Consider the following 25,094-nt stretch of genomic DNA (forward strand, 5'->3'; position numbering starts at 1 on the left):
TACGGTCAATTCTACCTTCAAATCTTGTCATGATGCCAACTTTCCCTGTACAATATTCTACTCTTTCAGCTACCGCGCTAAAAATACATATAGAAAATGCTTATCATTTAAAGCTGGTATCCTGTAAATACCTGTTGCGCGGGGTTAGTGATACTTATATTTTGGAGGCAGCCGATGCCAGATATATCTTCAAAATATACCGCGAGCAACACCGGTCGCATGGTGAGATCCTTGGCGAAGTTGAACTGCTGAACCTGCTTAAAGAGCGGGGGGCAAGTGTGGCTTATCCTTTACGGGATATAGCAGGGCAAACATTGCAAACCTTTAATGCGCCGGAAAGTATCCGCTATGGTATACTATTTTCTTATGCCGAAGGTGAGCCGGTTTCGGACCTTAACGACACGCAGCTGAAAACGGTGGGCAATCAAATGGCTATTGTGCATAACATTGCTGTTACGGCAGAGTTAGATTATTCCCGCAAGCCCTATACTTTCGAAACTACGCTAACCCGGCCGCTGGAGATACTGGAGCCTGCTTTTACGGAGCTTCCTGCGGAATATGTGTATTTAAAAGATATATCTGCAAAAGTTATTGAAAAACTAAGCTCATTTGATCTCTCCGGATTTAGTTATGGTTATTGCCAGTATGATTTTCTGCCCAAAAACTTTCATTTTACCAATGATAGCAAGCTCACATTCTTTGATTTTGATTTCGCAGGCAAAGGTTACCTGGCAAATGATCTGATGTCATTCTTTGTGCATTTTTTTATGCATACCTATACCGGTAAGCTTACCGATGAGGAAGCCGACCGCATGTATCATGTTTTTATATCAGCGTATCGCGAAGTAAGGCCCGTATCAGATCAGGAGATTGAGGCTATACCTTATCTTGGGGTGGGTTTCTGGGTGTTTTACCTGGGCTTCCAATATGAGAATTTTGATGATTGGTCGAACCTGTTTTTCGGGCAGCGTTTTATAAAAGACAGGGTCGCTCTTATAAAAGCCTGGGTAAACAAGTATTGTGAATTTTGACCATATATCTATAAAATAATAGCCTAATAACCATTAACTTTGCCAACCAAAATACTCTACTATGCAATATGATGTTATCGTTATCGGTTCGGGCCCGGGGGGCTATGTAGCTGCTATACGTTGTGCCCAGCTGGGTTTAAAAACTGCTATCGTTGAAAAATATGCCACTCTTGGCGGTACCTGCCTTAATGTAGGCTGTATCCCGTCAAAGGCTTTGCTTGATTCGTCTGAACATTATCATAACGCTGCCCATGCTTTTAAAACGCATGGTATTAATTTAGACAACCTGAAAATTGATTTCGGGCAAATGATCAAACGCAAGCAGGAAGTTGTTGATGCCAATACCAGCGGTATCAGCTACCTGATGAAGAAAAATAAGATCGATACCCATTTTGGCATCGGATCATTTAAAGATAAAAATACCGTAATCGTTAAAAAAAGCGATGGCACCGAAACGGAGATTACCGCTACTAACGTGATCATTGCTACCGGCTCAAAACCATCGGCACTGCCTTTTTTAAAGATTGATAAAAAGCGCATCATCACGTCTACCGAAGCTTTAACATTGAACGAAATCCCTAAACATCTGGTGCTGATAGGCGGCGGAGTTATCGGTTTGGAGCTGGGTTCTGTTTATGCCCGTTTAGGCGCCAAGGTATCTGTAATTGAATTTATGGATGGCATTATCCCAACTATGGATAAGGCATTGGGCCGCGAGCTGCAAAAAGTATTAGCCAAACTGGGTATGGAATTTTACCTCGGTCATAAAGTTACAGGTGCTACCGTAAAAGGGAAAGAAGTTACTGTAACTTTTGATACGCCTAAAGGCGAGAAAAAAGAACTTAAAGGCGATTATTGCCTGGTAGCTGTTGGCCGTGTGGCTTATACCGATAATTTAGGCCTGGATAAAATAGGTATTACTGTTGAAGAACGCGGCCGTAAAATTACCGTTAACGATCATCTGGAAACCAGCGTTAAAGGTGTTTATGCTATTGGCGATGTTATTAAAGGCGCGATGCTTGCCCACAAAGCTGAGGATGAAGGTACTTTGGTAGCCGAAATTATTGCAGGCCAAAAACCGCATATTGATTACAACCTGATACCTGGTGTTGTTTATACCTGGCCCGAGGTTGCAGCAGTTGGGCAAACTGAAGAGCAACTCAAAGCAGCCGGTGTAAAATATAAAACAGGTTCGTTCCCGTTCAAGGCCAGCGGCCGTGCCCGTGCCAGTGGTGACCTGGACGGTTTTGTAAAAGTATTGGCCGACGCTACTACCGACGAAATATTAGGTGTACACATGATTGGTCCGCGTGCCGCGGATATGATTGCGGAAGCTGTAGTAGCAATGGAATACCGTGCAAGTGCCGAAGATATTTCGCGCATGAGCCATGCTCACCCAACCTATACCGAAGCTATGCGCGAAGCCTGCTTAGCAGCTACTGAGAACAGGGCGATACATATATAAGATTTTGGATTTGGAATTGCGATTTCGGATTTGATTTAGATAACATTGGTTAGAAAAGCAGAAACAAACTCAAATGTTTCTGCTTTTATGTTTAATAAGTTTTTATATCGTATTGATGATCGTCCTGATTAATACCGGCATTGTACTGCTCTCCATTGTTGTGATGGAAGCGCTCTCGTGGGCTATGCACAAATATCTTTTCCACGGTCCGCTTTGGTTTATCCATAAAACGCATCATCAGGAAAGTCACGGCTGGTTTGAGCTGAACGATATCTTTAGTATTGGTTTCGCCGCATTTGCTTTATGGCTTATGTGGATAGGGCATATTAGCCTAGATTACCACTTTTGGGTTGGTACCGGCATCAGCATATATGGCATCATTTATTTTATTTTTCACGACTGGTTTATCCACAACCGCTTTAAATCTTTTAAAAGCAATAACCGTTACTTGATGGGCATCCGCCGGGCGCATAAGATCCATCATAAATCCATGCAGAAAAAACCTTCCGAAGAGTTTGGATTATTGGTGGCAAGCAGGAAATGGTTTAAGAAGTGAATCCTGAGCCATAATTTGTTCAGTTAAGGGTTCCGATGATCTGCTAAATCAGGGTAATACTTAAAATCCTTTAAATCATGGCTCAGGCCAAAATATTTATTTTATACAGCTATCACATGTTTTCCTTTTTTATAGCCTATAGTCGCAAAATAAAGGATGAACAGATAAATAGGGAGCAATATCCAGTATGATGTCTGGGCAGCGGCTTCGGGTCCGGCGCTTACTTTTGATTGATCAACTAAAAAACCATAAACAGGCGGAAAAACAGCAGCACCGGCTATTCCCATTACTAACAATGAAGAACCTATTTTGGTAAACCTGCCCAAGCCTGATAGAGCCAGGGGCCATATAGCGGGCCACATTAATGAGTTGGCCAGGCCTAAAAGGGCTATGCAGCTTATTGAAGCATATTTAGGGACAAATAGAGCGGTCATAGTTAAAATTACACCCAGCATAGCCGAATATACAAGTGCTTTTTGCTGCGAAATATAACGGGGAATAAATAAAATACCCGCGATATAACCAATAACCATACAGGCAAGTGTACCGGACGCAAAATATTTTGCTGTAGATAGAGGGATATGGTGTGCAACGCCGTAACTGATAATGGAATCGCCGGCAATAACTTCGGCCCCTACGTATAAAAACAAGGCTATTACTCCTAAAATCAAATGTGGGAACTGCATTATGCTGGTTTTACTGGAGTTAGCGGCTGCCACCGTTTCATCCTCATGATCGGTATCAATTTCGGGCAGACCAGAAAAATAGATCAGTACAGCCAGTATCACCAATACAACAACAATAAGTACATATGGTAATATTACCCTTGAGGCCAGTTCATTAAGTTCGGCTATTTTTTGAGTAGCATCAAGTTTAGCAAGGTTGGCGGTAAAGGCATCAATATTTTTTAATACAACAGCACCAAGGGCAATAGGCGCCAGCACGCCGGCAAATTTATTGCAGATACCCATAATGCTGATGCGCTTGGCGGCGCTTTCTGGTGGGCCAACTATTGTAATATAAGGGTTTGATGCAGACTGTAAAACAGCCAGTCCTGAACCCTGGACAAATAAACCGATCAGGAAAATGGCGTAAGTGCGTGTTAACGCCGCGGGTATAAATATCAGCGCCCCCACTGCCATAATGATTAAACCTACAGCCATGCCATTTTTGAAACCAAATATTTTGAGCAACCAGGCCGAGGGCTTGGCCATAAGCAGGTAAGCGATGTAAAAGGCGCTGGCCACTAAAAACGATTCGATGTTATTGAGCTGGCAGGCGATCTTTAAATAGGGTATCAATACTGAATTTAGCCAGGTTACAAACCCGAAAATGAAAAATAGGGCACCTATAATGATTATAGGATTTACAGCTGATTTTTTTAGGGCCGGCTTTTGTGTATTGATAACAGTATCCATTTCTTTTAGTTAAATTGTTAAGAACTTAATGAAGTTTCTAAAATAATTAAAAAAGTTGGTAGATTATATGGCTAAAATGAAAATTAATAAAATTAAATTCATTTTGAGTATAAAAATCATGATCAACCGATGGGGCGTCAATCCAAATTAAAATTCCGAAATTCGGACGCTCACATTGTTCGGCCGCATGAAAATATTAATAGTTAACAATACCCAAATACCCGCTGCTAAATACGGCGGTACCGAAAGGGTGATCTGGTGGCTGGGTAAAGAACTTAACCGGCTGGGGCATGAGATTACCTATCTGGTAGCCCCCGGCTCTGAATGTCCGTTTGCAAAAGTGCTGGTATATGACCCAACTGTTGATATGAACCAACAGGTGCCCGGTGATGTTGACGTGGTACATTTTCATTTCCAGGTTAATGGTTTTACAAAAAAGCCTTACCTTATTAATGTGCATAATAACCCTGGCTATGGGCAGTTTTTAGATAAGAACTCGGTATTTGTATCTGCCGACCATGCTACCCGTCATGGATCATCGGTTTTTGTACATCATGGTCTTGACCCCGACGACTATCCACGGCCGGATCTGAAAAAAGATCGTACCCACACCCATTTTTTGGCAAAGGCGGCCTGGCGCGTTAAAAACGTAAAAGGGGCAATTGATGTAGCCACCAAAAGCGGTAACAAACTTATAGTTTTGGGAGGTTCACGTCTTAATTTAAAAATGGGCTTGCGCTTTACCTGGCATTTAAATGTAAGATTTAAAGGGATGGTTGATAATGTACAAAAATCAACAGTACTCAATAGTTCAAAAGCTTTACTGTTCCCGGTTTTATGGAACGAACCCTTTGGCTTGGCCATTATTGAGAGCCTGTATTTTGGCTGCCCGGTGTTTGGTACGCCTTATGGTTCCCTGCCCGAACTGGTATCGCCTGATGTTGGTTTGCTGAGCAATAGCCGGCAGGTGCTCAGCAATGGACTTAAAGCCGTAGGCCAATTTAATACCCAGCTTTGCCATGATTATGCTGTTGACAATTTTACTGTACAAAAAATGGCTCAAAAATACCTGATGCTGTATCAGGAGGTTTTAAACGGTAAAACTTTAAATGCAGTTAACCCGACACTATTGGAAACCGCACCAAAGTATTTACCCTGGAATGGGTAAGACATGAATTATTGATTTGCCTGGTTGAGAAGGCGTCAGGCGTAACATAGCCGGATGAGTCAATTCGCTGCAATTCCGGGTTCAATTTTAAAGAATCTTGATTGCGCCACAAATGATTAATTTTATAATGCGTTATTTTGCGTCCTAAATATACCAGGTGAATAGTTCAGCGTCCACATTATCCGCCGTTCAAAAAAGGCCATATATAGTAGTATTGGTTTTAGCCGTACTGGTTAATATTGCTGGTATAGGCATTAAATATTTTACTGACGATCCGAGTCTGTATAGTGTGCTTGCCCGTAATATGGCCCAAAGCAATAATTTTACGGATCTTATATATCACGGCAAAGACTGGCTGGATAAACCGCATTTTCCCTTCTGGATAGCTGCCCTGAGCTTTAAACTTTTTGGCATAAATACCATAGCTTATAAATTACCCGCGCTGTTGTTTTTTCTGATGTCGGTTGTATATACTTATAAGCTTGCCCGAAAATTTTACGATCAGCAAACGGCTCTCATAGCCATCTTAATATTACTTACAGCGCAGCACGCTTTAATGTCGAACACCGATGTGCGGGCCGAACCTTATATTATGGGTTTGCTGATGGGGGCTGTATACCACTTTTATAAAGTGAAGGAACGATTTGGCTTAGCTGATATTTTGCTGGCGTCGTTATTCACTGCCTGCGCGGTAATGACTAAAGGGATATACCTGCTGATACCTGTTGGCAGTGCTATTATTGGTGACTACCTGTTTAAAAAGGATATCAAAGGTCTTTTTCATTGGAAATGGTTGCTTGCCTTTGTACTGGTGGCTATTTTTACCCTGCCCGAAATTTATACCTTATATATACAGTTTGATCTGCATCCCGAAAAAGTGGTTTTTGGTAAAACCGGTATATCAGGCATTCATTGGTTTTTGTGGGATAGCCAGTTCGGTCGTTTCAACAACAATAGCTTTATCAAAAACACACATGGCAGTATCTTCTTTTTTCTGCATACGCTTTTATGGGCTTTTGCCCCATGGATGCTTTTATTTTATTATGCGCTGGTAAGGCATATTGGTAAAATGATAAAAGGAATAAAATTGCCAGAGTATATGACCATTAGTGGTTCTGTGGTGATGCTGCTCATTTTTTCGGTCTCTAAATTTCAGCTGCCATTTTATACCAATATCCTGTTCCCGTTCTTTGCTATTATAACGGCTGGCTTTGTACGCGAAGTTTTTAGCAGCGGTAAAAATAAGTTTTTTACTATTGCTCAGTATGGGATTGCCGGTTTGCTGATCATTGCCGTTATAGCGCTCAACTTTATTTTCGCACCCGAGCGCCTGACTGTATTTTTGCCACTCTGTATTTTATTGGCGGGTATCACTTTTTATATTTATAAAAATACAGCCTCAACACCACAAGCTTTATTTTTACTCACCTGCTGTGTTAGTTTGTGGGTTAATGCCTACCTCATGGGTGTGGTATATCCTACGCTGCTCACTTTTAAGGGCGATCTGCATGCTGCCGAATATATCAACCAGCACCATCCGAATGAGGAAGTGATAGCGGCCTTCAATGTGCCGAATGCTTTTGAGTTTTACACTCATCAGCCTGTTACGTTTATGAGCATAGACGAAGCCGCCAAGCATAATTACGCGCTTATATTAATTAATGACGACCAAAAAGCAGCACTGCAAAACAACAATACGCCTTTTCAGTTAATAAAAGCGTTTAACAACTATCCGAACGAAAACATGACGTTGCCATTCATTATTAAAGCAAAACGGTTAAGTACGCTAAATCATTTCTTTTTGGTGAGATTAGGCAGCACTGCAAAATAAAAATCCCGAAATTCGCCCCAGATAAATCCGAAATCTCCCCATGCTGCAAATACAGGAAAACGTATCCCTTAAAAACTTTAACACTTTTGGTATTGATGCCATGGCCCGTTATTTTGTGGAGATAGCACATGAAGACGAACTGGTGGAGCTGTTTGCCGATCCGCAATGGCAGCAAACCGCGCGACTGGTGATCGGCGGTGGAAGTAATCTGTTATTGGTCAATGATTTTGACGGGCTGGTAATCCGTATGAACATTCGCGGTATTGAACACCGCATAAGCCATAACGATGTTTTTGTAGAAGCCGGCGGCGGCGAAGTATGGAACGATCTGGTAAATTTTTGCGTCGCCCGCGAATATGCAGGTATTGAAAACCTGAGTCTCATTCCCGGTTCGGTAGGTGCATCGCCAATTCAAAATATCGGCGCTTATGGTGTGGAACTAAAAGATACTTTTGTTAGCTGCAAAGCTTTTGAAATTGCAACGGGTACATTTAAAACCTTTACCAAAGCCGATTGTAAATTTGGTTATCGCGAAAGCGTGTTTAAAAATGAACTTAAAGAGATGTACATTATAGTATCTGTGAAGTTTCATTTATCGCTTATTCCAAATATCAATACCCAGTACGGCGCTATAGGCCAGGAGCTGGCTAGCCGGGGCATTACATCGCCTACTATAAAAGACGTTTCGCAGGTGGTGTCGCATATCCGGGTATCTAAGCTGCCCGATCCTTCTACTATTGGTAATGCCGGGAGCTTTTTTAAAAATCCGCTGATCAGTGTTGACGAGTTCAAGGCGATCCAGTTAAAATTTCCTGATGTGGTTAACTACCCGGCTGGCGAGGGCCTGGTAAAATTGGCCGCGGGATGGCTCATTGAACAATGCGGATGGAAGGGAAAAATAGCGGGAAATACCGGTACTTGGAAAAATCAGGCCTTGGTATTAGTGAATCATGGAGGCGCCACCGGCGAGGAAGTGTATAGCTTTTCGTCGCAAATCATAGACAGTGTGTACACTAAATTTGGCGTTATGTTGCAACGGGAAGTGAATATTATTAATTAAATAATTTTATTTTAATTAAATTTTCGTTTCCGTTTTTTGACCTCTTTATAACATTTTTGTTACACAGCCGTAATTTAACAGTCTTTTCATCTGCTATGGTTATTGTATTTAAGTATTTGTATATCAGCATATTAAATATATTGTTTGTGTATATTGTACACTGTTGTGTTTTTAATTAAAATTTCATCCAGCATATTGTTTTAAGGTTTGAGTTAACAGGTAAATGGCATTATGGTTGTCCTACTGTTGATACAAAACTTTAACAAAATGACAAAGATTGAGTTTAACACCCTAGTACTACGTCAGGCAAGTTCATTAAGGTCTTACGCCCTTCATTTTACACATGACGCAGATGATGCTAACGACCTTGTCCAGGATACAATGTTGAAGGCCATAACTTATTACAATAAGTTTAAAGAGGGTACAAATTTAAAAGGATGGTTATATACCATCATGAAAAATACTTTCATCAACAATTATCGCCGTTTTGTTAAAATGAGCACATTTGTTACCAAGTCTGATGAAATATCATCTCCAAACCTGGTATTCAGTTCAACAAAAAATCAAGGCGAGGCTAAGTTTGTGATGGATGATATTAAAAGAGCTCTCGACAGGTTGCCTGAAGATTACTACGTTCCATTTACCATGTATTTTGAAGGACATAAATATCATGAAATAGCCGATCATTTGGATATCCCTATCGGAACGGTAAAAACCCGCATCCACGTAGCGCGTAAGTTATTAAAGAAAAATTTAAAAGCTTATGATAACGGTATTGCCAAACCCGTTTATGCCGAAAATTAATAGATTAAACTCACCATATCATATATAGTAAAAACCCGCCTAATAGCGGGTTTTTATATTGATGGTTAACCTTACTTGTAAATTATACCGCTAATCCCGTTTGCAGATCATACGTATAGGACGATCCGTTTATGGTGATCTTAACTTTATGATCACCTAAAAAAACAACGGTTCCTTTATAATCCCAAATTCCATCGGCATTGCTGCCTTTGGTAGCAAACGTACCCGAGCCTTTTATAATATCGCCGTTTTTGACAGGATCAATAACCAACGAGTTCAGCGTAAAATTATAGGTACCCACGGTAGGTTTTTCCGATGCTTTTTTGGGTTGGATTGTCGCGTTAACGTTTAATGACCCGTTCAATGAAAGCTGTGAGTTTTTATCACCGGGCACTAATCTTTTAAGTACCAAGGTTTCGCCGCTTTTTGACACTATAGTAAAAGTATTTGTTGTTGCCGATACATTTAAACTGTCATAAACGCTAACGCCAGATAGCACGCCGCCGGTGCATAGCACTTCATATTTTATTTTATTCCACACATCAAATTTTGCGGTATCGCTCAGGTCAAGGGAAAACTGAAAAGCAGTATCAATCTTAAAGCCACATTCAGGTTGAGCAGTGGCCGACTGTATTTTCAAACGGCCTTTGTGGCCAATATCCATATTTACGGGCATATCTACCCCATCGGCAATGCTAAAGGATCCATATTCGCCGTATAACATTTGTTTAAGATTTAAAGCTATCTGATTGCTTACCACTTTGGGGGCAACCATATTCGAGCTACGGGTGATGCTTGATTTGGTACATGCAGTATAGCCAACAGCTATACAAATAAGTAATAAAAAGATGAGTTTTAACTGGTGTTTCATAATAAGGTTTATTGAGTGATTATGCAAACTTAACTTATTATCAGCAAATTAAGAAAAACTGATCTGTCAGTTATGTTAAATGGTTACACCTGTAAATCCGGGTGAACTTCTGTAACAACGATAAACAAAGCATCAATTAACTACCAAACTAATAGGGATTTTCTTAATTTCGCAACCTCATACGTGTAAATAATAAAATGGATTATCAATTTAAAGATATAGAGCAGAAATGGCAGCAGTTTTGGGCCGCTAACGGAACATTTAAAGCCGAAGACAAAAGCGCCAAACCTAAGTATTACGTGCTGGATATGTTCCCTTATCCATCGGGTGCCGGGCTACATGTAGGCCATCCGCTGGGTTATATTGCTTCTGATATTTTTGCACGTTACAAACGTTTAAAGGGTTTTAACGTGTTGCATCCTATGGGTTATGACAGCTTTGGCTTGCCAGCCGAGCAGTATGCCATACAAACCGGGCAGCACCCTGCTATTACCACTGCTGATAATATTGCAACCTATCGCCGCCAGCTTGACCAGCTGGGCTTTTCGTTTGATTGGAGCCGTGAGGTGCGCACCAGTTCGCCCGATTTTTATAAATGGACGCAATGGATATTTATGCAGTTATTCAATTCCTGGTATAATAAGGATACGGATAAAGCCGAATCTGTTGCCAAACTGATTGCGCATTTTGAACAAAATGGATCGACTGGTATTAATGCCGTGTGCGATGAAGAAATATTAAGTTTTACCGCTGATGAATGGAAAGCGTTGAGCTACCGCGATCAGCAGAACGAATTGTTAAAATACCGCCTTACTTACCTGCGCGAAAGCACGGTGAACTGGTGCCCGGCGTTGGGTACTGTATTGGCCAATGATGAAGTAAAGGACGGCTTTAGCGAACGCGGCGGCTATCCTGTGGAGCAAAAGAAAATGATGCAGTGGAGCATGCGCATCACTGCCTATGCCGAACGTTTGTTGCAAGGCCTTGATACTATTGACTGGCCCGAGCCGCTAAAAGAAATGCAACGCAACTGGATAGGTAAAAGCACCGGCGCGAGCGTAAAGTTTCCGATAGAGGGGGCTGGGAGCGAGGATGGGCGTCCGGGAAGCCAAAATACTCCCACAACCGCCAACACGCAACACACAACACACAACTACATCGAAGTTTTCACCACCCGGGTTGATACCATTTTTGGAGTTACCTTTTTGGTGATAGCGCCCGAGCATGAGCTGGTAGCATCATTGACCACGCCGGAGCAAAAGGCCAGCATTGATGCCTACATTGCCCAAACCAAAAAGAAATCGGAGTTGGACAGGATGGCTGATGCCAAAACCGTATCGGGCGCGTTTACGGGAAGCTATGTGCTTAACCCGCTGAATGGCGAAAAGATACAGATATGGATAGCCGATTATGTTTTGGCCGGATATGGCACAGGCGCGGTGATGGCCGTACCATCGGGTGATCAGCGCGATTATTTGTTTGCTAAACATTTTAACCTGCCGATAGTACCGATCATAGACATCCAAAATATTGAAACCGAGGCCGACCCAACCAAAGAAGGAACGTATATTAACTCCGACTTTATGAACGGCCTGGATTATAAGGCAGGTACAGCAGCCGTTATTGCTAAATTGGAAGCCATTGGCGCCGGTAAAGCCAAAGTAAACTTCAGGATGCGTGATGCCATATTTGGCCGTCAGCGTTACTGGGGCGAGCCTGTGCCGGTTTATTTTAAGGATGGTTTACCTCACTTAATTGAAGAAGAGCATTTGCCTTTATTACTACCCGAGGTTGATAAATACCTGCCAACCGAAAGCGGCGAACCCCCATTGGGCAGGGCCGAAGGCTGGAAACATTCGGAAGGAGAGTACGAATTAAGCACCATGCCTGGCTGGGCAGGTTCAAGCTGGTACTGGTACCGCTATATGGATGCACGCAACGATCATGAATTTGCATCAAAAGAAGCAATTGCTTACTGGAAAGACGTTGACTTGTACATTGGAGGCAGCGAACATGCTACCGGGCACTTGTTGTACAGCCGTTTCTGGAACAAGTTTTTAAAGGATCTTGACCTGGTGGTTGAGGAAGAGCCGTTTAAAAAGCTCATTAACCAGGGGATGATACAAGGCCGGAGCAACTTTGTGTACCGTTTAATTGACGAAATGGGACGCGGCACCAATACCTTTGTTTCCCACGGGTTGATCAAACAATACCACACTTCGCCAATACATGTTGATGTTAATATGGTGGAGAATGAAGTGTTGAATATAAACAAGTTTAAAGAATGGCGCCCTGAGTTTGCAGATGCCGAATTTATTCTTGAGAACGGTAAATACATCTGTGGGGTTGAGGTTGAAAAGATGTCAAAACGTTACTATAACGTGGTGAACCCCGATGATATAGCACAACGTTACGGTGCCGATACTTTGCGCATGTACGAAATGTTCCTTGGTCCGCTGGAGCAGAGCAAGCCCTGGAATACCAATGGTATTGAGGGGGTTTTCAAATTTCTGCGTAAATTCTGGCGCTTGTTCCATAACGATGCCTGGGAGTTTGGCGTAAGTAATGCTCAGCCATCAAAAGCCGAATTAAAATCATTGCACAAGATTATCCGCAAGGTAGAAGAAGATATTGAGCGTTTCTCGTTCAATACTTCGGTATCCAGCTTTATGATAGCGGTTAATGAACTTACCGATCTGAAAAGCAATAACCGCGCGATATTGCAGGATATGGTGATCATACTTTCGCCATACGCCCCGCATATTTGCGAGGAACTCTGGACCTTGCTGGGTAACCCTGCCGGTACATTATCATATGCGGCGTTCCCTAAGTTTAACAGCGCCTATTTGGTTGAAGACGAATTTGCTTATCCAATAAGCATCAACGGTAAAATGAAATTAAACCTTAATATATCATTAAGCCTGGAGCCAAAAGCTATTGAAGAATTTGTTTTGGCCAATGCCGATGTACAAAAATATCTTGACGGTAAAACGCCTAAAAAGGTAATTGTGGTAAAGGGCCGAATTGTAAACATGGTGGTTTAACCCCACCATGTACTGATGAAGTATGGTGAGCTTAAAGACCGGCGTTCTCTGAAAGGAAAATGAAGTGAAGGTCTTATCATCTAAACTGGTACCTGGGGTGACAAAAAGGGAATGGGTTAAACAAGCTCAGGACAACCCATTCTCTTTTTGTTAGATGTTACCGGAGCGTCAAATCAAAAAGAAGATATATCTTAGCGTTAACCAGGCAAAAATCTTCTGGTTAAATAATGACCGCACCGAGCAGGCAAAAAACACATATACCACAAGTGGATTACATCCGGGCTATAGCTTCAATAGCTGTGGCATTATTCCATTTGGGTGGTAAGGCCTTACCTGTTTTAAACTATGGCTGGCTCGGTGTATATATGTTTTTTTTGGTGTCGGGCTTTATCATTTGCTGGGCCATACCCCGAAATTATACCTGGAAAATGAGCGGCCGCTTTATCAGCAGGCGTATTATCCGTATTGAACCTCCTTATATCATATCCATAGGGTTGGCTATTTTGGTAAAACTGATCATGACGCCCCATTACAGGCCAGATTGGTTTAATGTACTGAGCCATTTCGCTTATCTCAATTCCTTTTTAGGTGAACCTTATCTTAGTCCGGTTTACTGGACGCTGGGTATAGAGTTTCAGTTTTACCTGTTTGTTGCCCTGTGTTTTCCTTTTTTTGTTAAGCGTTGGGGAGCGTGCTTTTTATTGTTACTAAGCGTTTTATCTGTTGTAATAAAAGCGCCCGGATCAAATTTACTGAATGCTTTTCCGCCGTTTGCGTTGGGTATTTTATATTACCTGTACCTGTCAGGAGGTAAAAATTTAAGGTGGACGCTCTTTTGGGGTATTCTAATTACCGTTTGCAGTGTTCACGCGATTGGCTGGCTGCAAACCTGCGCTACGCTGTTTGCGTTAGGCTTGCTGATGGCGCCATTAAAGAGTTATCCGATAATTACATTTTTTTCGAAAATTTCATTTTCACTGTACCTCACGCATGATATGATTGGGAGCAACCTGGTGGTTTACATGGGTACACACCTGCCAAAAACATTGATCTTTAAAGGTATATCATTTTTAACCGGGATTTTGATAAGCGTTTTATTCGCCTATTTTTTTTACCGCTTGGTGGAAGCTCCTTTTTTAAAGCTATCAAAGCGTATAAATTATGGCCTCAAAAAAGTAAGTCAACCAACGTTTTGAGCGGCTTGCAACGGTAATTGTGTCACATTAACACATTCTTAGTGTAACATATACATGACAATTTGTAATTTATTAAAAAAATAGGGTTTTAGCATGTAACATTTAAACTATTTTCGCCTCCAATTACGAAAATACTTAGCAATGAAACATTTTTACATATTTATAGCACTTTTTTGTTTTGCACTGACGGCGAATGCGCAGTTTGGCGTGGGCGGCGGCGGGCCAACTACTACGGGACGTATATCAGGTACGGTAATTGACTCAATAACCAAAAAACCCATGGATTACACCACCGTAGGTTTATACCGCAGCGGAGGAAAATCACCCATTACCGGCGTACTAACAGATGATAAAGGTAATTTTAAACTGGATAACGTAAAACCAGGCAATTACAAATTAGTGATCTCATTTATCGGTTATCCGTCAAAAACCATTGAGCCGGTTGTTACTACCGCGTCAAAACCCGATAATAAACTGGGTACTGTTTTTATATCGCCAGGCGCAAAAGCATTGAAAGAAGTTAATGTGGTTGGCCAGGCGCCCCTGATTGAGAACCGGATAGACAAAATTGTTTACAACGCCGAAAAAGACCTTACTGCCGCCGGCGGTAATGCTACTGACGTACTGCAAAAAGTACCTATGGTAGCGGTTGACCTTAATGGTAACGTATCTATTCGCGGCGACCAGAACGTTCGTGTATTGATAAACGGCAAGCCATCGGGTGCTACCTCGGCCAGTTTATCTGATGTGTTAAAAACCATTCCTGCCGATCAGATCAAAAGCATTGAGGTGGTAACTTCTCCATCGGCCAAGTACGATGCAGAAGGTTCCGCCGGTATCATCAACATCATTACCAAGCAAAAAAATGTATCAGGCATCAGTGGCTCGGTTAGCGGCGGCATTGGCACACGCCAAAATAATGGCAATGCCAATATCAACTATAACCATAACCGTTTAAGCTTATCAGCTAATGTGGGTGGTAACATGACCTGGCCGCAAACCTCGCTTACCTCATCTGATCAGGATTTTAATTATAATGACCCGGCTACTCATTTTTCACAAAGCTCAAATGGTACAAGCAGGGTTAAACGTCATGGTATTATAGGTACCGCATCAGCAGGGTATGATTTTAATGCCTTTAACAATTTAAGAACATCTATCAGGTTAAATCAGGGTGGTTTTGATCCTAACAGTCACTCAACCACCACGCAGACTTATTATTACGACAGAACGCTTGACACGGCTTATACCAGCAATACATTAGGGCATAATAGCTTTGGCGGGTTTGACTGGAATCTGGATTATACCCACAAGTTTAAAAAAGAAGGCGAAGAGTTAGATTTATCTACACAATGGAGCCATAGCAAAATTGTAACGGATTATACCAGCGTTTTTTCATCGGTGTTTGATAATCAAAAAAACAACATTAACGGTATCAATAACGAATACACTTTTCAAGCAGATTATACCCTGCCTGTAAGTAAGTTGCTTAAAATTGAAGCAGGTGGCAAAAATATAATCAGGAGGATAAGCAGTACCTCAGATTACTTTGTTCCTTCTACCGGTGATGATTTTGTGTTTGATCCAAACAACTCAAACCTGTATAAGTATAATCAAACCGTATTTGCCGGCTATACAGTGCTTACTTTTACACTGAAAAAGGGTTACTCCATACTGGCTGGTGCAAGGGTTGAAAATACAGATATACATGGCGAACCTACCAGTGCGGTACAAAGTTTACAGCCTTTTGATCAAAACTATACTACTTATATACCAAGCTTAACTTTGCAAAAACAATTGAGTGCAACGCAAACTATTAAGCTATCATATAGTAAACGTATTACACGCCCAAGCTTACAGTTTTTAAATCCGTTTGTTAATAAAAGCAATATAACTGCACAAACTGTGGGTAACCCGGCTTTATCGCCAGAGGTATCGCAAACTGTTGAACTGGGGTATAATACTTTTATCAAATCATCGGTTATTAACTTATCGGCTTATTACAAACATACAGGCGGATTGATCGAAGGCCTGGCTACACCTATTAAGGTGTCGGTAGATGGCGTTGATCAGGACGGAACCATTACAACCTTCCGTAACATTGGTGTTAATAATTCGTTTGGTGCAAGCTTTTTTGGATCAATAAATCCTATTAAAATACTCACCATACGTGGTAGTATCAATGCCTATACTTATAAGCCAACCCCTTCAGGTTCATTCCAGGGGCAGCAAACACAAACCAATACCTACGTACAGTATAATGCATTCCTGAGTGCATCGGTTACTTTACCAAGCGGGTTTATTGCAGAAAGTTTTGCGGTTCAAAATTCGGCCCGCCGTACTATACAGGGATCAAATCCTTCGTTCAGTATATTTGGCGTTGGTGTTAAAAAACAGTTTATGGAGAAAAGAGCGTCAATTGGTATTAATGCCATTGAGCCGTTTAGCACTTACAAAAACTTTAATTCAAATATTAAAACGCCAACCTTTAACCAATCGAGCAAGTTTGCGTTTCCATTCCGCTCATTTGGCGTAACGTTTAGCTATAGCTTTGGTAAGCTAAGCTTCAGCAACCCGCAGCAGCCTAAAAAAGGTATCAATAACGACGACCTTAAACAAGGTGATCAGGGCGCACAAGGAGCTCCAACAGGCGGCGGACGTTAATATCTCCGACCATTGTTAGCGTCAGGAATCAGGACTTAAAAAAGAACGCGGCTCGGGAATCTCCCGGGCCGCGTTCTTTTTTATCATACGTAAAAGGCCGGCAGGTGAAGCGATGTCATGCCGGTCCAGCTTTTTCTAATGAGCTTCCACATTGATGCCGATCTGTTTCAGCAGGAGCGAGGCGTTGAAGGTTTTGCATTCGCCATGCTTTATTTTATAGTCAAACAGCATTTCTCCGTCCTTTACCTGTATGTCAAAATAAAAGTTGCGTACATAGTCGGGATATTTAGTTTCCAGATGCGCTATCTGCAGATCATGAGTGGCCACCATACCAACCGCCTTCTTGCTGATCAGTTGTTCAATAACCGCTTTTGACCCCAAATATTTATCAACAGAGTTGGTACCGCGCAGCATCTCATCTATCAGGAAAAAAACCTTTGGTTCATGTTCAACGGCGGCCAGCAGCATTTGCAGGCGGTCAAGCTCGGCCTTAAAGGTGGAGGTGCTTTCGTTGAGCGAATCCTTGATACGCATATAGCTGATAAGGGTAATTACCGACACCCGCATGGCTTTGGCACATACAGGCGCACCGCAAAGTGCCAGTACGGTGTTGATACCTATGGTACGTAAAAAGGTGCTTTTGCCAGCCATGTTTGATCCCGTAATAATATCTATCTTAAAAGCATCATCAAGTTCATAATCGTTATCAATACGTTTGCCGGCATCAATAAGAGGATGCGCGAGCTTATCGGCTGTAAGGGTATAGCCGGGCCTGTCATCAATTTGCGGGAAACTCCACTGTGGGTAATTAATATGTAATCCCGCCAAACTGATCAGCGCTTCAAACTCGGCAATTACATTAAAGGCAGCCTCCAGGCTATCGTTGTTTTGCCGTTTCCAGTTCTCAATGGCTATCACCTGGCGTATATCCCACAAAAAAAACAAGTTCAGTATAAAACCTATGATCATGTTTAAATGATAATTAAGCTTATTGATCAATACCGATAGTTCCTTTATTTTATTTGATGTTTGTCCTGTTTTTAACTGCCCCGCCAGGGCCACAGTATAAGCGGCCTGCCATTTTTCATCTTCAATACGTTTAAACACATCGGCATAGTTGGCCAGGGTATCGCCTATTTTACCGGCTATCAGATCAGCTTTCCTGATATACATGGCCTTTGAAAAAACAATGCCCATATTGATAAGGCCCACTAAAATGGCGGCAAGCTTGGCAACGGGAAAAAACCAGGCCAATACCAGTAAGCCGGTAAACAGGTAAGGAGCAATTTTTGAATATGCATGCAGCCATTTTTCGCCAGGCATGTTTAACGACAGGTGCAGGTATTTAAATAAATTTTGTAGTTGGTTGGCATCATGCTGTAAGGCAAACAACAGCCGGGTTTGTATATCCAGCTTCCAGTTGTTTTTAACAGCAATTTCTTTAACGGCATCCTGTCGCGGTAAAATGGTTTCTTTTGATGATGGTTTGTCAAACCATTTGGCCAGCTTGTTATTTCCGGTTGAGGTGGCAGTACGGTTTACCAGCTGGTACAGGGAAGCATTACCGAAAATATCAAGATCGGCGGTGTAAAAATGCTTTTCGGCGGCAAACCGCGAACCATCATGGTATATATTGGCATGACTTTGTATGCTGGCTATCTCATTAAGGTTTACTTTTTGCAGATCGTCAAAATACTGTTTTTGGCGCTCATACCTGCTTTGCCGCGATACCAGCCACGCAAAGGCAAAAACAAGCGCTATAAAGGACATGGCTACTATACTAAAGCTATCCTGCTGCACAGCAAAGTATATGGATATGGCTATCAGCACAAAAATACTAAGCCTGAGCAGCGAATAAGTGTTGGCCAGTTTTTTATATTTATCGGCTTCCTGGCTGGCCAGTGCGGCACGTTGCTTATAATTATCAATGATATCCGGTTCCATTGCTGTTAAAAAAGTTGAGGCTAAATAAACACATATATTTTAAATAAACGTTTATTTGTTGAATATGAAGATCACTTTTTTAACCGTTGGCAAAACCGAAGATGCTTATTTAAAAGAAGGTATTGACAAATATGTAAAGCGCCTGAAGCATTACACCAAACTGGAACTGGTTGAGATTAACGAACTGAAAAATACCAAAGCGTTAAGTACGGAACAGCAAAAAGCCAGGGAAGCGGAATTGATACTAAAAAAAATAACCCCGCTTGACCACGTCATATTGCTTGACGAAAGAGGCGTTGAATACTCGTCGACGCAGTTTGCGGCTTATATCAATAAAAAGGAGATCAGTTCATCAGCTAACCTTGTTTTTATAATTGGCGGCCCTTATGGGTTTGATCAATCCGTTTACCAACGGGCTAATGATAAAATATCCCTTTCGCGCATGACCTTCTCGCACCAGATGGTGCGCCTTTTTTTTGTTGAGCAGTTATACCGCGCATATACCATTATCAAAGGCGAACCCTATCACCATGAATAATATCAGACAGGTAAATTTTTGTCTGAACCGGGATTAATCAGATCGTTGGATTTTGATTCGCGTTTAGGTGAAACGGCGATGATCCATTAATCTGTTAACGTACCCCGGCATTGAAAAATAATAAATGAAAAATCGGGGTTCAGATGAACTTTCGATTAAGACAAACATCGGTATACCTGATATTTGTATTTCTGCACATCAAAAGTCCTATCTTTGCTATATGTCAGCAGGTCACGATCATTCACACGCGCATGGGCACCATCACCATGATCATGCCCCTAAGTTGGATCATTTGAATTCGGCGTTCATTATAGGGATCATTTTAAACTCCGCTTTTGTAATTGTTGAAGCTGTGGCCGGCTTCATAACGCATTCCTTATCGCTGTTAACAGATGCCGGGCATAACCTGAGCGATGTTGCTTCGCTGGCTTTGGCCTTGCTGGCATTTAAGCTTACCAAAGTAAGCGCCAACAGGCAATACACCTACGGTTATAAAAGATCAACCATCATTGTTTCTTTTTTTAACGCCATCATTTTGTTTGTGGCGGTAGGTTTTATTGTTTATGAAGCCATTGTTCGCTTTATGAATCCCGAAACCGTATCCGGAGGTACAATGGCCTGGGTGGCTTTTATCGGTATTGTTATCAATGCGTTTACTGCCTGGCTGTTTGTAAAGGATAAAGATACCGACCTGAATGTTAAAGGCGCTTACCTGCATATGGCGGTTGATGCCATAGTATCATTAGGGGTTGTGGTATCAGGTATAATCATTTACTTTACCGGCTTGTACTGGATAGACAGCGTAGTAAGCTTAATTATTGGCGCGGTTATATTACGTGGTACCTGGAGCCTGCTTAAAGACAGCCTGCGGCTGGAAATGGACGGCGTACCAGCCGAAATGGACCTCACCAAAATACGGGCCGAACTAATGAAATGCAAAGCGGTTGTTGATGTACACCATATGCACGTATGGGCGCTTAGCACTACAGAAAATGCGCTCACCGCCCACCTGGTGATAAAGCCTGAAAATATGGCCGACTTTGACAATATTAAACACGACCTGCGCCATCGCCTGCAGCACCTTGACATTAACCATAGTACCTTTGAGCCCGAGTTTGCTGATGAAAAATGCAAGCAGCCGGAGTGCTTGTAAAATGGGTAAACAAAGGTGGCATGCTGAGTTTTAAAATCCGCTTTGAAAGTGTAATGACACAAAAAAGAGCTGCCATCCTGAGCCTGTCGAAGGATAGCGGGGAAAGGCCTCTACGCGCGGCCTCTCGTCCCCTTAGGGTCTCTCGCAGAGGACCCTGAGGGATACAAATTCCACTTTGTCATGCTGAACGGAGCGAAGTATCTTCTTCAATGCAAAAGTCGGCGTTTAGCAGAGCGAAGAAGATCCTTCGCTATCGCTCAGGATGACAGGTGTGGGTAAGTATGTTATTGCGCAGTACAAGCAATCGCGAACTACACAGGGCTGCCCTGCAGTGCCGGGATTGCCGCGCTATCGCTCGAAATGACATAAAAGCTACCCATGACGGCCTATTTTATTCAACGAAGCAAACCATATTTTACCTAACATGCTACCTGCTAATTTAAGAGGAGTGTAGTTTCCTCTCGCATTCAATGATCTTTAAATAATTCTTATTAATTTAAGCCATTATTTAGCCTGCAATGAAAACAAACAGACGCAAATTTATTACAACCACGGCAGTGCTTGCCGCTGGTACAATAGCCGCATCGGCAATGCCATTTACAGTTCAGGAAAAAGAAGAATGGCCGGTAGTTCATCACGTATTTTTTTGGCTTAAAAACCCCGGCTCTGTTGAAGACCGCGATAAATTGGTAGCCGGTGTGAAAACCTTATCAAAAATTGAAACGGTAAAAAAACTGCGTGTAGGCGTGGTAGCCAGTACGGAGAAGCGTGATGTGGTTGATAACAGCTGGGCTGTATCTGAACTGATGTTCTTTAGCGATTTGGCCGGACAGGCTACCTATCAAACCCACCCTATACATTTGGAGTTTATTAAAAATTGCAGCCATCTCTGGGAAAAAGTTATTGTTTATGACGCAGTAGATGCGTGAGAATGCCACCCGGAATTTCCTTTTGAAATTAACAATAAATTAATGCCTGGCATAAAACCATGTGTACATCTTTTTGGTTTATAGTTGAGTTAACCTTAATATAGATCACTATGAAAGCCAAACATTTAGTTTTATGTTTCACATTTTTAGCGCTTGCCCAAAATCCTGGGTTTATATCAGCAAAAATATTAACATCCCCTCCAGAAGTTGCCGGATGGTATTTTAGGGCGGTAAGCGGTTATCCTGCCGCCATTGCGTTTGAGCCGGTAGTGCTTTTTAAAAACGGCGAATATTTTGACATTGGTGAAGAACCGCTTGAGTTATTAGATATCCGTGCCTCCAAAGCCAGCCGGCCCAAAGCCTGGGGCACCTGGAAAAAAACGGGGGATACTTTTTACCTTACTGGCAGCGACGGCAAAAGTTATGATTATAAATTAGGTGCAGGTAATTGGTTCCCAGCTTACGCCTACACCGGATCCATTAAACTTAAAAGGTCGTATGAAAAAGTAAGCGGCGGCGATTATGGGAACGGCACCAACGCGCTTGTTATCAATAAAATTAACTTTGTAGACGATACTCATTTTACGCAGGGAACAAACGGCGGTATCTCAACCCCAAATGCTGCCGCCTGGAAAAAGAGCGGATCAGCAGGCACCTATCGCATTAACGGCAATACCATAGAGTTTAATATTAGTGGAAAGGTAGTTAAAAAATCATTTGCACTGGGAGCCATGGGCTCTCCGGCCCACGCTACCAATACCATCATCTTTATTGGGGGCGATGCCTATACCGATACGGAATAGTTAAAGAATATGATTTCACAAAAAAAGCCGATTATTCGGCTTTTTTTGTGGTTTTTTTTGTCTTTGGTTTCGGGGCTTCGGCAGGTGCCTTTTCCGCAGTTTCTTCAACGGCAACCGGTGTTTCAACAGCAGTGGGCTCTTCAGCTTCTGCGGGCGCAACGGTTGGATCCGGCTCGTTAAAAAGCGGCAGGTCTTTAAGCAGCTGATACCATGATATTATCTTTTTCATGTCAGAGGCATAAACTTTTTCCTCGTCATGATCAGGGGCTACCTCAAAAAAGAACTCCCTAAGCTTCTTACCATCAGCTTTTGCATCAGGTATGCTGGTTGCATTTTTCATCTGCTCAAATACATCCGTAAGCTTAATATCATCATCAACACCAAAAATGGTGATTTCGCTCAGGGCAGCTAATTTGGCGGTTGACAGGTTGGCCACCAGTTTTGTTTTTTGAGCATCAAGGCTCTCCAGTACATAACCATTTTTATTTTGCGCCAAAGCTTTCCATAAGCCCGGTTTGCCCGATACAGCTACAATTCCTTGTAAATTCATTTGTTTTGGTTGATTAGGTAAGTGGTTGATTGAGTAACGCGATTAGTTAGTTTTAAAAACTGATCAGCTTAATCAACCACTCACTATTCCCTATTCTTCTATTACTTCAATGGTTAAAATTTTGTCGCCCTGGCGTATCGCGTCAACCACCTCAACATTTTCAACAACTTTGCCAAAAACGGTATGGTTGCGGTCTAAATGCGCGGTGTTATCCCGGCTGTGGCAAATGAAAAACTGCGATCCGCCGGTATTGCGGCCTGCGTGAGCCATTGAAAGTACACCACGGTCATGGTATTGGTTTTCGCCGGTAAGTTCGCAATCAATTTTGTAACCCGGGCCGCCGGCACCTGTACCGGTTGGATCGCCACCTTGTATTACAAAGTTTGGTATAACGCGGTGAAATATCACGTTGTCATAAAAATTTGATTTGGCTAATTTTTTAAAGTTAGCAACAGTATTTGGGGCGTCTTTGTCGAAAAACTCAACGGTCATGTCGCCTTTTTCAGTTTTTATAATTGCTTTGCTCATTTTTGTTTGTTTTTTTAAAAACAGTTGGCAAAGGTAATAAAATTGAGATGAAAGGGAAAAGATTTGGAGGTTAAAGGTTAAAGGACAGGCGAAAAGAACAGGCAGCAAAAGATAGGAGGCCGATCGTAATACATTAAGCGTTTATTCGTTACATTTGATAATCAGCATCAATAAAATCATACCGAATAGTGAATAATCAAATCCATAAAACACACCTTTTACCTTTCACCTTTCGCCTTTCACTTTTCTGTCTGCTTTTGATTCTTTTACCTGCCCTCGGCCGGGCCGCTTCCATTTTGCTGCCCATGGATGATGAACAAAAAGATCACCTGAAATCATATGGTATTGCTTTTTGGACCTTAAAGAACGGCGAGGAGGTTGACTGGCTGCTTAACTACCGCGGTGGAAGTTTTATGATGAAGTATGATCCCAAAATAGAAGAGGAGTGCAAAATACGGGGCGTAAGCTACCAGGTGCTGGCCGATGCCAAGGTGAACGAGATCATCACCGAAGTAAGTGATCCATCTGTAAATATGGACATTGTGAAACTTGAAAAGGCGCCTAAAATGGCGGTTTATTCGCCAAAGAATAAACTACCCTGGGATGATGCGGTAACACTGGTTTTAAAATATGCCGAAATACCTTATGATGTGGTATATGATGAGGAAGTGATACGCGGCGACTTACCCAAATATGACTGGCTGCACCTGCACCATGAAGATTTTACCGGGCAGTACAGCAAGTTTTACGGTGCTTTCAGGTTTGCGCAGTGGTATAGTGATGATGTGAAGGGGCAGGAAGATCTGGCCCGCAAGCTCGGCTTTAAAAAGGTATCACAAATGAAACTGGCGGTGGCTAAGAATATACGCGATTTTTGCGCGGGCGGCGGCTTCCTGTTTGCGATGTGCTCGGGCACCGATACCTTTGATATTGCCCTGGCGGCAGCTAACACCGATATTTGCGAACGGATGTTTGATGGCGACGCGGCCGATCCGGATGCGCAATCAAAACTTGATTTCGCCCAAACATTTGCGTTCCAGAATTTTACGCTGGATATGAACCCCATATCGCACCAGTTCAGCAATATTGATGTTACCTCGACCCGGCAGATTGAACGCGCCAAAGATTTTTTTACGCTGTTTGATTTTTCGGCCAAGTGGGATGTGGTGCCCAGTATGCTCACCCAGGACCACGACAAGGTAATCAAAGGTTTTATGGGTCTTACCACCGCATTTAATAAAAGTATGCTTAAGCCCGGCGTTACCATCATGGGCGAGATGAAAACAGCTAACGAGGCCCGCTATATACACGGCGAATATGGTAAGGGGCAATGGACCTTTTACGGCGGTCATGATCCCGAAGATTACCAGCATGCTGTAGGCGACCCGCCAACAGACCTGAAACTGCACCCCAACTCGCCGGGGTACCGCCTGATATTGAATAATGTACTGTTCCCGGCGGCTAAAAAGAAGAAACAGAAAACGTGATTGTTCAGGCACTGGTTCGGGGCCTTACCTGTTACACGCAACGGACAACCCGCT

Annotated in this window: 20 protein-coding genes; 15 read left to right on the forward strand and 5 right to left on the reverse strand. The window is 42.4% G+C overall.

Annotated features, from left to right (window positions below; translation table 11 throughout):
- The first annotated feature begins 29 nt into the window (after positions 1 to 29).
- From J2W55_RS12160 to J2W55_RS12170, 3 genes are all read left to right on the forward strand, one after another.
- Positions 30 to 1,031: a phosphotransferase enzyme family protein gene (locus J2W55_RS12160; RefSeq protein WP_310096027.1), complete on the forward strand. Its 1,002-nt coding sequence runs from the start codon at positions 30 to 32 to the stop codon at positions 1,029 to 1,031.
- 61 nt (positions 1,032 to 1,092) lie between these two features.
- Positions 1,093 to 2,496, forward strand: coding sequence for a dihydrolipoyl dehydrogenase (lpdA, locus tag J2W55_RS12165; RefSeq protein ID WP_310096029.1), 1,404 nt, complete (start codon positions 1,093 to 1,095; stop codon positions 2,494 to 2,496).
- A gap of 115 nt (positions 2,497 to 2,611) precedes the next feature.
- Positions 2,612 to 3,052 carry a sterol desaturase family protein gene (locus J2W55_RS12170; protein ID WP_310096031.1) on the forward strand — a complete coding sequence of 147 codons (441 nt, stop codon included), beginning with the start codon at positions 2,612 to 2,614 and terminating at the stop codon, positions 3,050 to 3,052.
- A 101-nt stretch (positions 3,053 to 3,153) separates the two neighbouring features.
- Here J2W55_RS12170 and J2W55_RS12175 read toward each other — a convergent pair whose 3' ends face one another.
- On the reverse strand, positions 3,154 to 4,470 hold the full coding sequence (locus tag J2W55_RS12175) for a sugar MFS transporter (RefSeq protein ID WP_310096033.1): 1,317 nt from the start codon (positions 4,468 to 4,470) through the stop codon (positions 3,154 to 3,156).
- 187 nt (positions 4,471 to 4,657) lie between these two features.
- Between J2W55_RS12175 and J2W55_RS12180 the strand changes: the two genes are divergently transcribed.
- From J2W55_RS12180 to J2W55_RS12195, 4 genes are all read left to right on the forward strand, one after another.
- Entirely contained in the window at positions 4,658 to 5,638 is a 981-nt protein-coding gene (locus J2W55_RS12180; RefSeq protein ID WP_310096035.1) for a glycosyltransferase, read from the forward strand.
- A gap of 157 nt (positions 5,639 to 5,795) precedes the next feature.
- A complete protein-coding gene (locus tag J2W55_RS12185) occupies positions 5,796 to 7,469 on the forward strand; it encodes an ArnT family glycosyltransferase (protein WP_310096036.1) in 1,674 nt (557 codons plus the stop codon).
- A 40-nt stretch (positions 7,470 to 7,509) separates the two neighbouring features.
- A complete protein-coding gene (gene murB, locus J2W55_RS12190) occupies positions 7,510 to 8,529 on the forward strand; it encodes a UDP-N-acetylmuramate dehydrogenase (protein WP_310096038.1) in 1,020 nt (339 codons plus the stop codon).
- A 267-nt stretch (positions 8,530 to 8,796) separates the two neighbouring features.
- Entirely contained in the window at positions 8,797 to 9,333 is a 537-nt protein-coding gene (locus J2W55_RS12195; protein ID WP_290325261.1) for an RNA polymerase sigma factor, read from the forward strand.
- A gap of 82 nt (positions 9,334 to 9,415) precedes the next feature.
- On the opposite strand, the gene J2W55_RS12200 is transcribed toward J2W55_RS12195, so the two are convergent.
- Positions 9,416 to 10,204 (reverse strand): hypothetical protein, encoded by a 789-nt coding sequence (locus J2W55_RS12200; protein WP_310096041.1) that lies wholly within the window; start codon positions 10,202 to 10,204, stop codon positions 9,416 to 9,418.
- Between the two features lie 197 nt (positions 10,205 to 10,401).
- Between J2W55_RS12200 and leuS the strand changes: the two genes are divergently transcribed.
- From leuS to J2W55_RS12215, 3 genes are all read left to right on the forward strand, one after another.
- Complete coding sequence (gene leuS / locus J2W55_RS12205) at positions 10,402 to 13,248, forward strand: leucine--tRNA ligase (protein WP_310096043.1); 2,847 nt, start codon at positions 10,402 to 10,404, stop codon at positions 13,246 to 13,248.
- 227 nt (positions 13,249 to 13,475) lie between these two features.
- The gene (locus J2W55_RS12210) at positions 13,476 to 14,444 is read left to right on the forward strand and encodes an acyltransferase family protein (RefSeq protein ID WP_310096045.1); all 969 of its coding nucleotides are present in this window, start codon (positions 13,476 to 13,478) and stop codon (positions 14,442 to 14,444) included.
- A 141-nt stretch (positions 14,445 to 14,585) separates the two neighbouring features.
- Positions 14,586 to 17,108 carry a TonB-dependent receptor gene (locus J2W55_RS12215; protein WP_310096047.1) on the forward strand — a complete coding sequence of 841 codons (2,523 nt, stop codon included), beginning with the start codon at positions 14,586 to 14,588 and terminating at the stop codon, positions 17,106 to 17,108.
- 135 nt (positions 17,109 to 17,243) lie between these two features.
- On the opposite strand, the gene J2W55_RS12220 is transcribed toward J2W55_RS12215, so the two are convergent.
- Positions 17,244 to 19,052: a MutS-related protein gene (locus tag J2W55_RS12220; RefSeq protein ID WP_310096049.1), complete on the reverse strand. Its 1,809-nt coding sequence runs from the start codon at positions 19,050 to 19,052 to the stop codon at positions 17,244 to 17,246.
- A 64-nt stretch (positions 19,053 to 19,116) separates the two neighbouring features.
- Between J2W55_RS12220 and rlmH the strand changes: the two genes are divergently transcribed.
- The 4 genes from rlmH (at position 19,117) to J2W55_RS12240 (ending at position 22,475) form a co-directional block, all read left to right on the forward strand.
- Positions 19,117 to 19,590, forward strand: coding sequence for a 23S rRNA (pseudouridine(1915)-N(3))-methyltransferase RlmH (gene rlmH, locus J2W55_RS12225; protein WP_310096051.1), 474 nt, complete (start codon positions 19,117 to 19,119; stop codon positions 19,588 to 19,590).
- Positions 19,591 to 19,810: 220 nt separating this feature from the next.
- Entirely contained in the window at positions 19,811 to 20,743 is a 933-nt protein-coding gene (locus tag J2W55_RS12230; RefSeq protein WP_310096053.1) for a cation diffusion facilitator family transporter, read from the forward strand.
- A 518-nt stretch (positions 20,744 to 21,261) separates the two neighbouring features.
- Positions 21,262 to 21,672, forward strand: coding sequence for a Dabb family protein (locus J2W55_RS12235; RefSeq protein WP_310096055.1), 411 nt, complete (start codon positions 21,262 to 21,264; stop codon positions 21,670 to 21,672).
- Positions 21,673 to 21,782: 110 nt separating this feature from the next.
- Positions 21,783 to 22,475 (forward strand): hypothetical protein, encoded by a 693-nt coding sequence (locus tag J2W55_RS12240; RefSeq protein ID WP_310096057.1) that lies wholly within the window; start codon positions 21,783 to 21,785, stop codon positions 22,473 to 22,475.
- A 31-nt stretch (positions 22,476 to 22,506) separates the two neighbouring features.
- Here J2W55_RS12240 and J2W55_RS12245 read toward each other — a convergent pair whose 3' ends face one another.
- Both J2W55_RS12245 and J2W55_RS12250 read right to left on the reverse strand, forming a co-directional pair.
- A complete protein-coding gene (locus tag J2W55_RS12245; RefSeq protein WP_310096059.1) occupies positions 22,507 to 23,025 on the reverse strand; it encodes a DUF5606 family protein in 519 nt (172 codons plus the stop codon).
- A 90-nt stretch (positions 23,026 to 23,115) separates the two neighbouring features.
- Positions 23,116 to 23,553 (reverse strand): peptidylprolyl isomerase, encoded by a 438-nt coding sequence (locus tag J2W55_RS12250; RefSeq protein ID WP_310096061.1) that lies wholly within the window; start codon positions 23,551 to 23,553, stop codon positions 23,116 to 23,118.
- Positions 23,554 to 23,858: 305 nt separating this feature from the next.
- Here J2W55_RS12250 and J2W55_RS12255 point away from each other — a divergent pair, with 305 nt between their 5' ends.
- Positions 23,859 to 25,040, forward strand: coding sequence for an asparagine synthetase B (locus tag J2W55_RS12255; protein ID WP_310096482.1), 1,182 nt, complete (start codon positions 23,859 to 23,861; stop codon positions 25,038 to 25,040).
- Positions 25,041 to 25,094: the final 54 nt, after the last annotated feature.

It is taken from the genome of Mucilaginibacter pocheonensis, from assembly GCF_031456535.1.
GTDB classification, from domain to species: domain Bacteria; phylum Bacteroidota; class Bacteroidia; order Sphingobacteriales; family Sphingobacteriaceae; genus Mucilaginibacter; species Mucilaginibacter pocheonensis.

What these genes read in the sequence shown, in the direction of transcription:
- J2W55_RS12195 (WP_290325261.1), top strand. Translation starts at nt 8,797, where the DNA reads ATGACAAAGATTGAGTTTAACACCCTAGTACTACGTCAGGCAAGTTCA.
- leuS (WP_310096043.1), top strand. Translation starts at nt 10,402, where the DNA reads ATGGATTATCAATTTAAAGATATAGAGCAGAAATGGCAGCAGTTTTGG.
- rlmH (WP_310096051.1), top strand. Translation starts at nt 19,117, where the DNA reads ATGAAGATCACTTTTTTAACCGTTGGCAAAACCGAAGATGCTTATTTA.
- J2W55_RS12250 (WP_310096061.1), bottom strand. Translation starts at nt 23,553, where the DNA reads ATGAGCAAAGCAATTATAAAAACTGAAAAAGGCGACATGACCGTTGAG.
- J2W55_RS12245 (WP_310096059.1), bottom strand. Translation starts at nt 23,025, where the DNA reads ATGAATTTACAAGGAATTGTAGCTGTATCGGGCAAACCGGGCTTATGG.
- J2W55_RS12235 (WP_310096055.1), top strand. Translation starts at nt 21,262, where the DNA reads ATGAAAACAAACAGACGCAAATTTATTACAACCACGGCAGTGCTTGCC.
- J2W55_RS12210 (WP_310096045.1), top strand. Translation starts at nt 13,476, where the DNA reads ATGACCGCACCGAGCAGGCAAAAAACACATATACCACAAGTGGATTAC.
- J2W55_RS12215 (WP_310096047.1), top strand. Translation starts at nt 14,586, where the DNA reads ATGAAACATTTTTACATATTTATAGCACTTTTTTGTTTTGCACTGACG.
- J2W55_RS12160 (WP_310096027.1), top strand. Translation starts at nt 30, where the DNA reads ATGATGCCAACTTTCCCTGTACAATATTCTACTCTTTCAGCTACCGCG.
- J2W55_RS12240 (WP_310096057.1), top strand. Translation starts at nt 21,783, where the DNA reads ATGAAAGCCAAACATTTAGTTTTATGTTTCACATTTTTAGCGCTTGCC.
- J2W55_RS12170 (WP_310096031.1), top strand. Translation starts at nt 2,612, where the DNA reads ATGATCGTCCTGATTAATACCGGCATTGTACTGCTCTCCATTGTTGTG.
- J2W55_RS12220 (WP_310096049.1), bottom strand. Translation starts at nt 19,052, where the DNA reads ATGGAACCGGATATCATTGATAATTATAAGCAACGTGCCGCACTGGCC.
- J2W55_RS12255 (WP_310096482.1), top strand. Translation starts at nt 23,859, where the DNA reads ATGGATGATGAACAAAAAGATCACCTGAAATCATATGGTATTGCTTTT.
- lpdA (WP_310096029.1), top strand. Translation starts at nt 1,093, where the DNA reads ATGCAATATGATGTTATCGTTATCGGTTCGGGCCCGGGGGGCTATGTA.
- J2W55_RS12200 (WP_310096041.1), bottom strand. Translation starts at nt 10,204, where the DNA reads ATGAAACACCAGTTAAAACTCATCTTTTTATTACTTATTTGTATAGCT.
- J2W55_RS12230 (WP_310096053.1), top strand. Translation starts at nt 19,811, where the DNA reads ATGTCAGCAGGTCACGATCATTCACACGCGCATGGGCACCATCACCAT.
- J2W55_RS12175 (WP_310096033.1), bottom strand. Translation starts at nt 4,470, where the DNA reads ATGGATACTGTTATCAATACACAAAAGCCGGCCCTAAAAAAATCAGCT.
- J2W55_RS12180 (WP_310096035.1), top strand. Translation starts at nt 4,658, where the DNA reads ATGAAAATATTAATAGTTAACAATACCCAAATACCCGCTGCTAAATAC.
- murB (WP_310096038.1), top strand. Translation starts at nt 7,510, where the DNA reads ATGCTGCAAATACAGGAAAACGTATCCCTTAAAAACTTTAACACTTTT.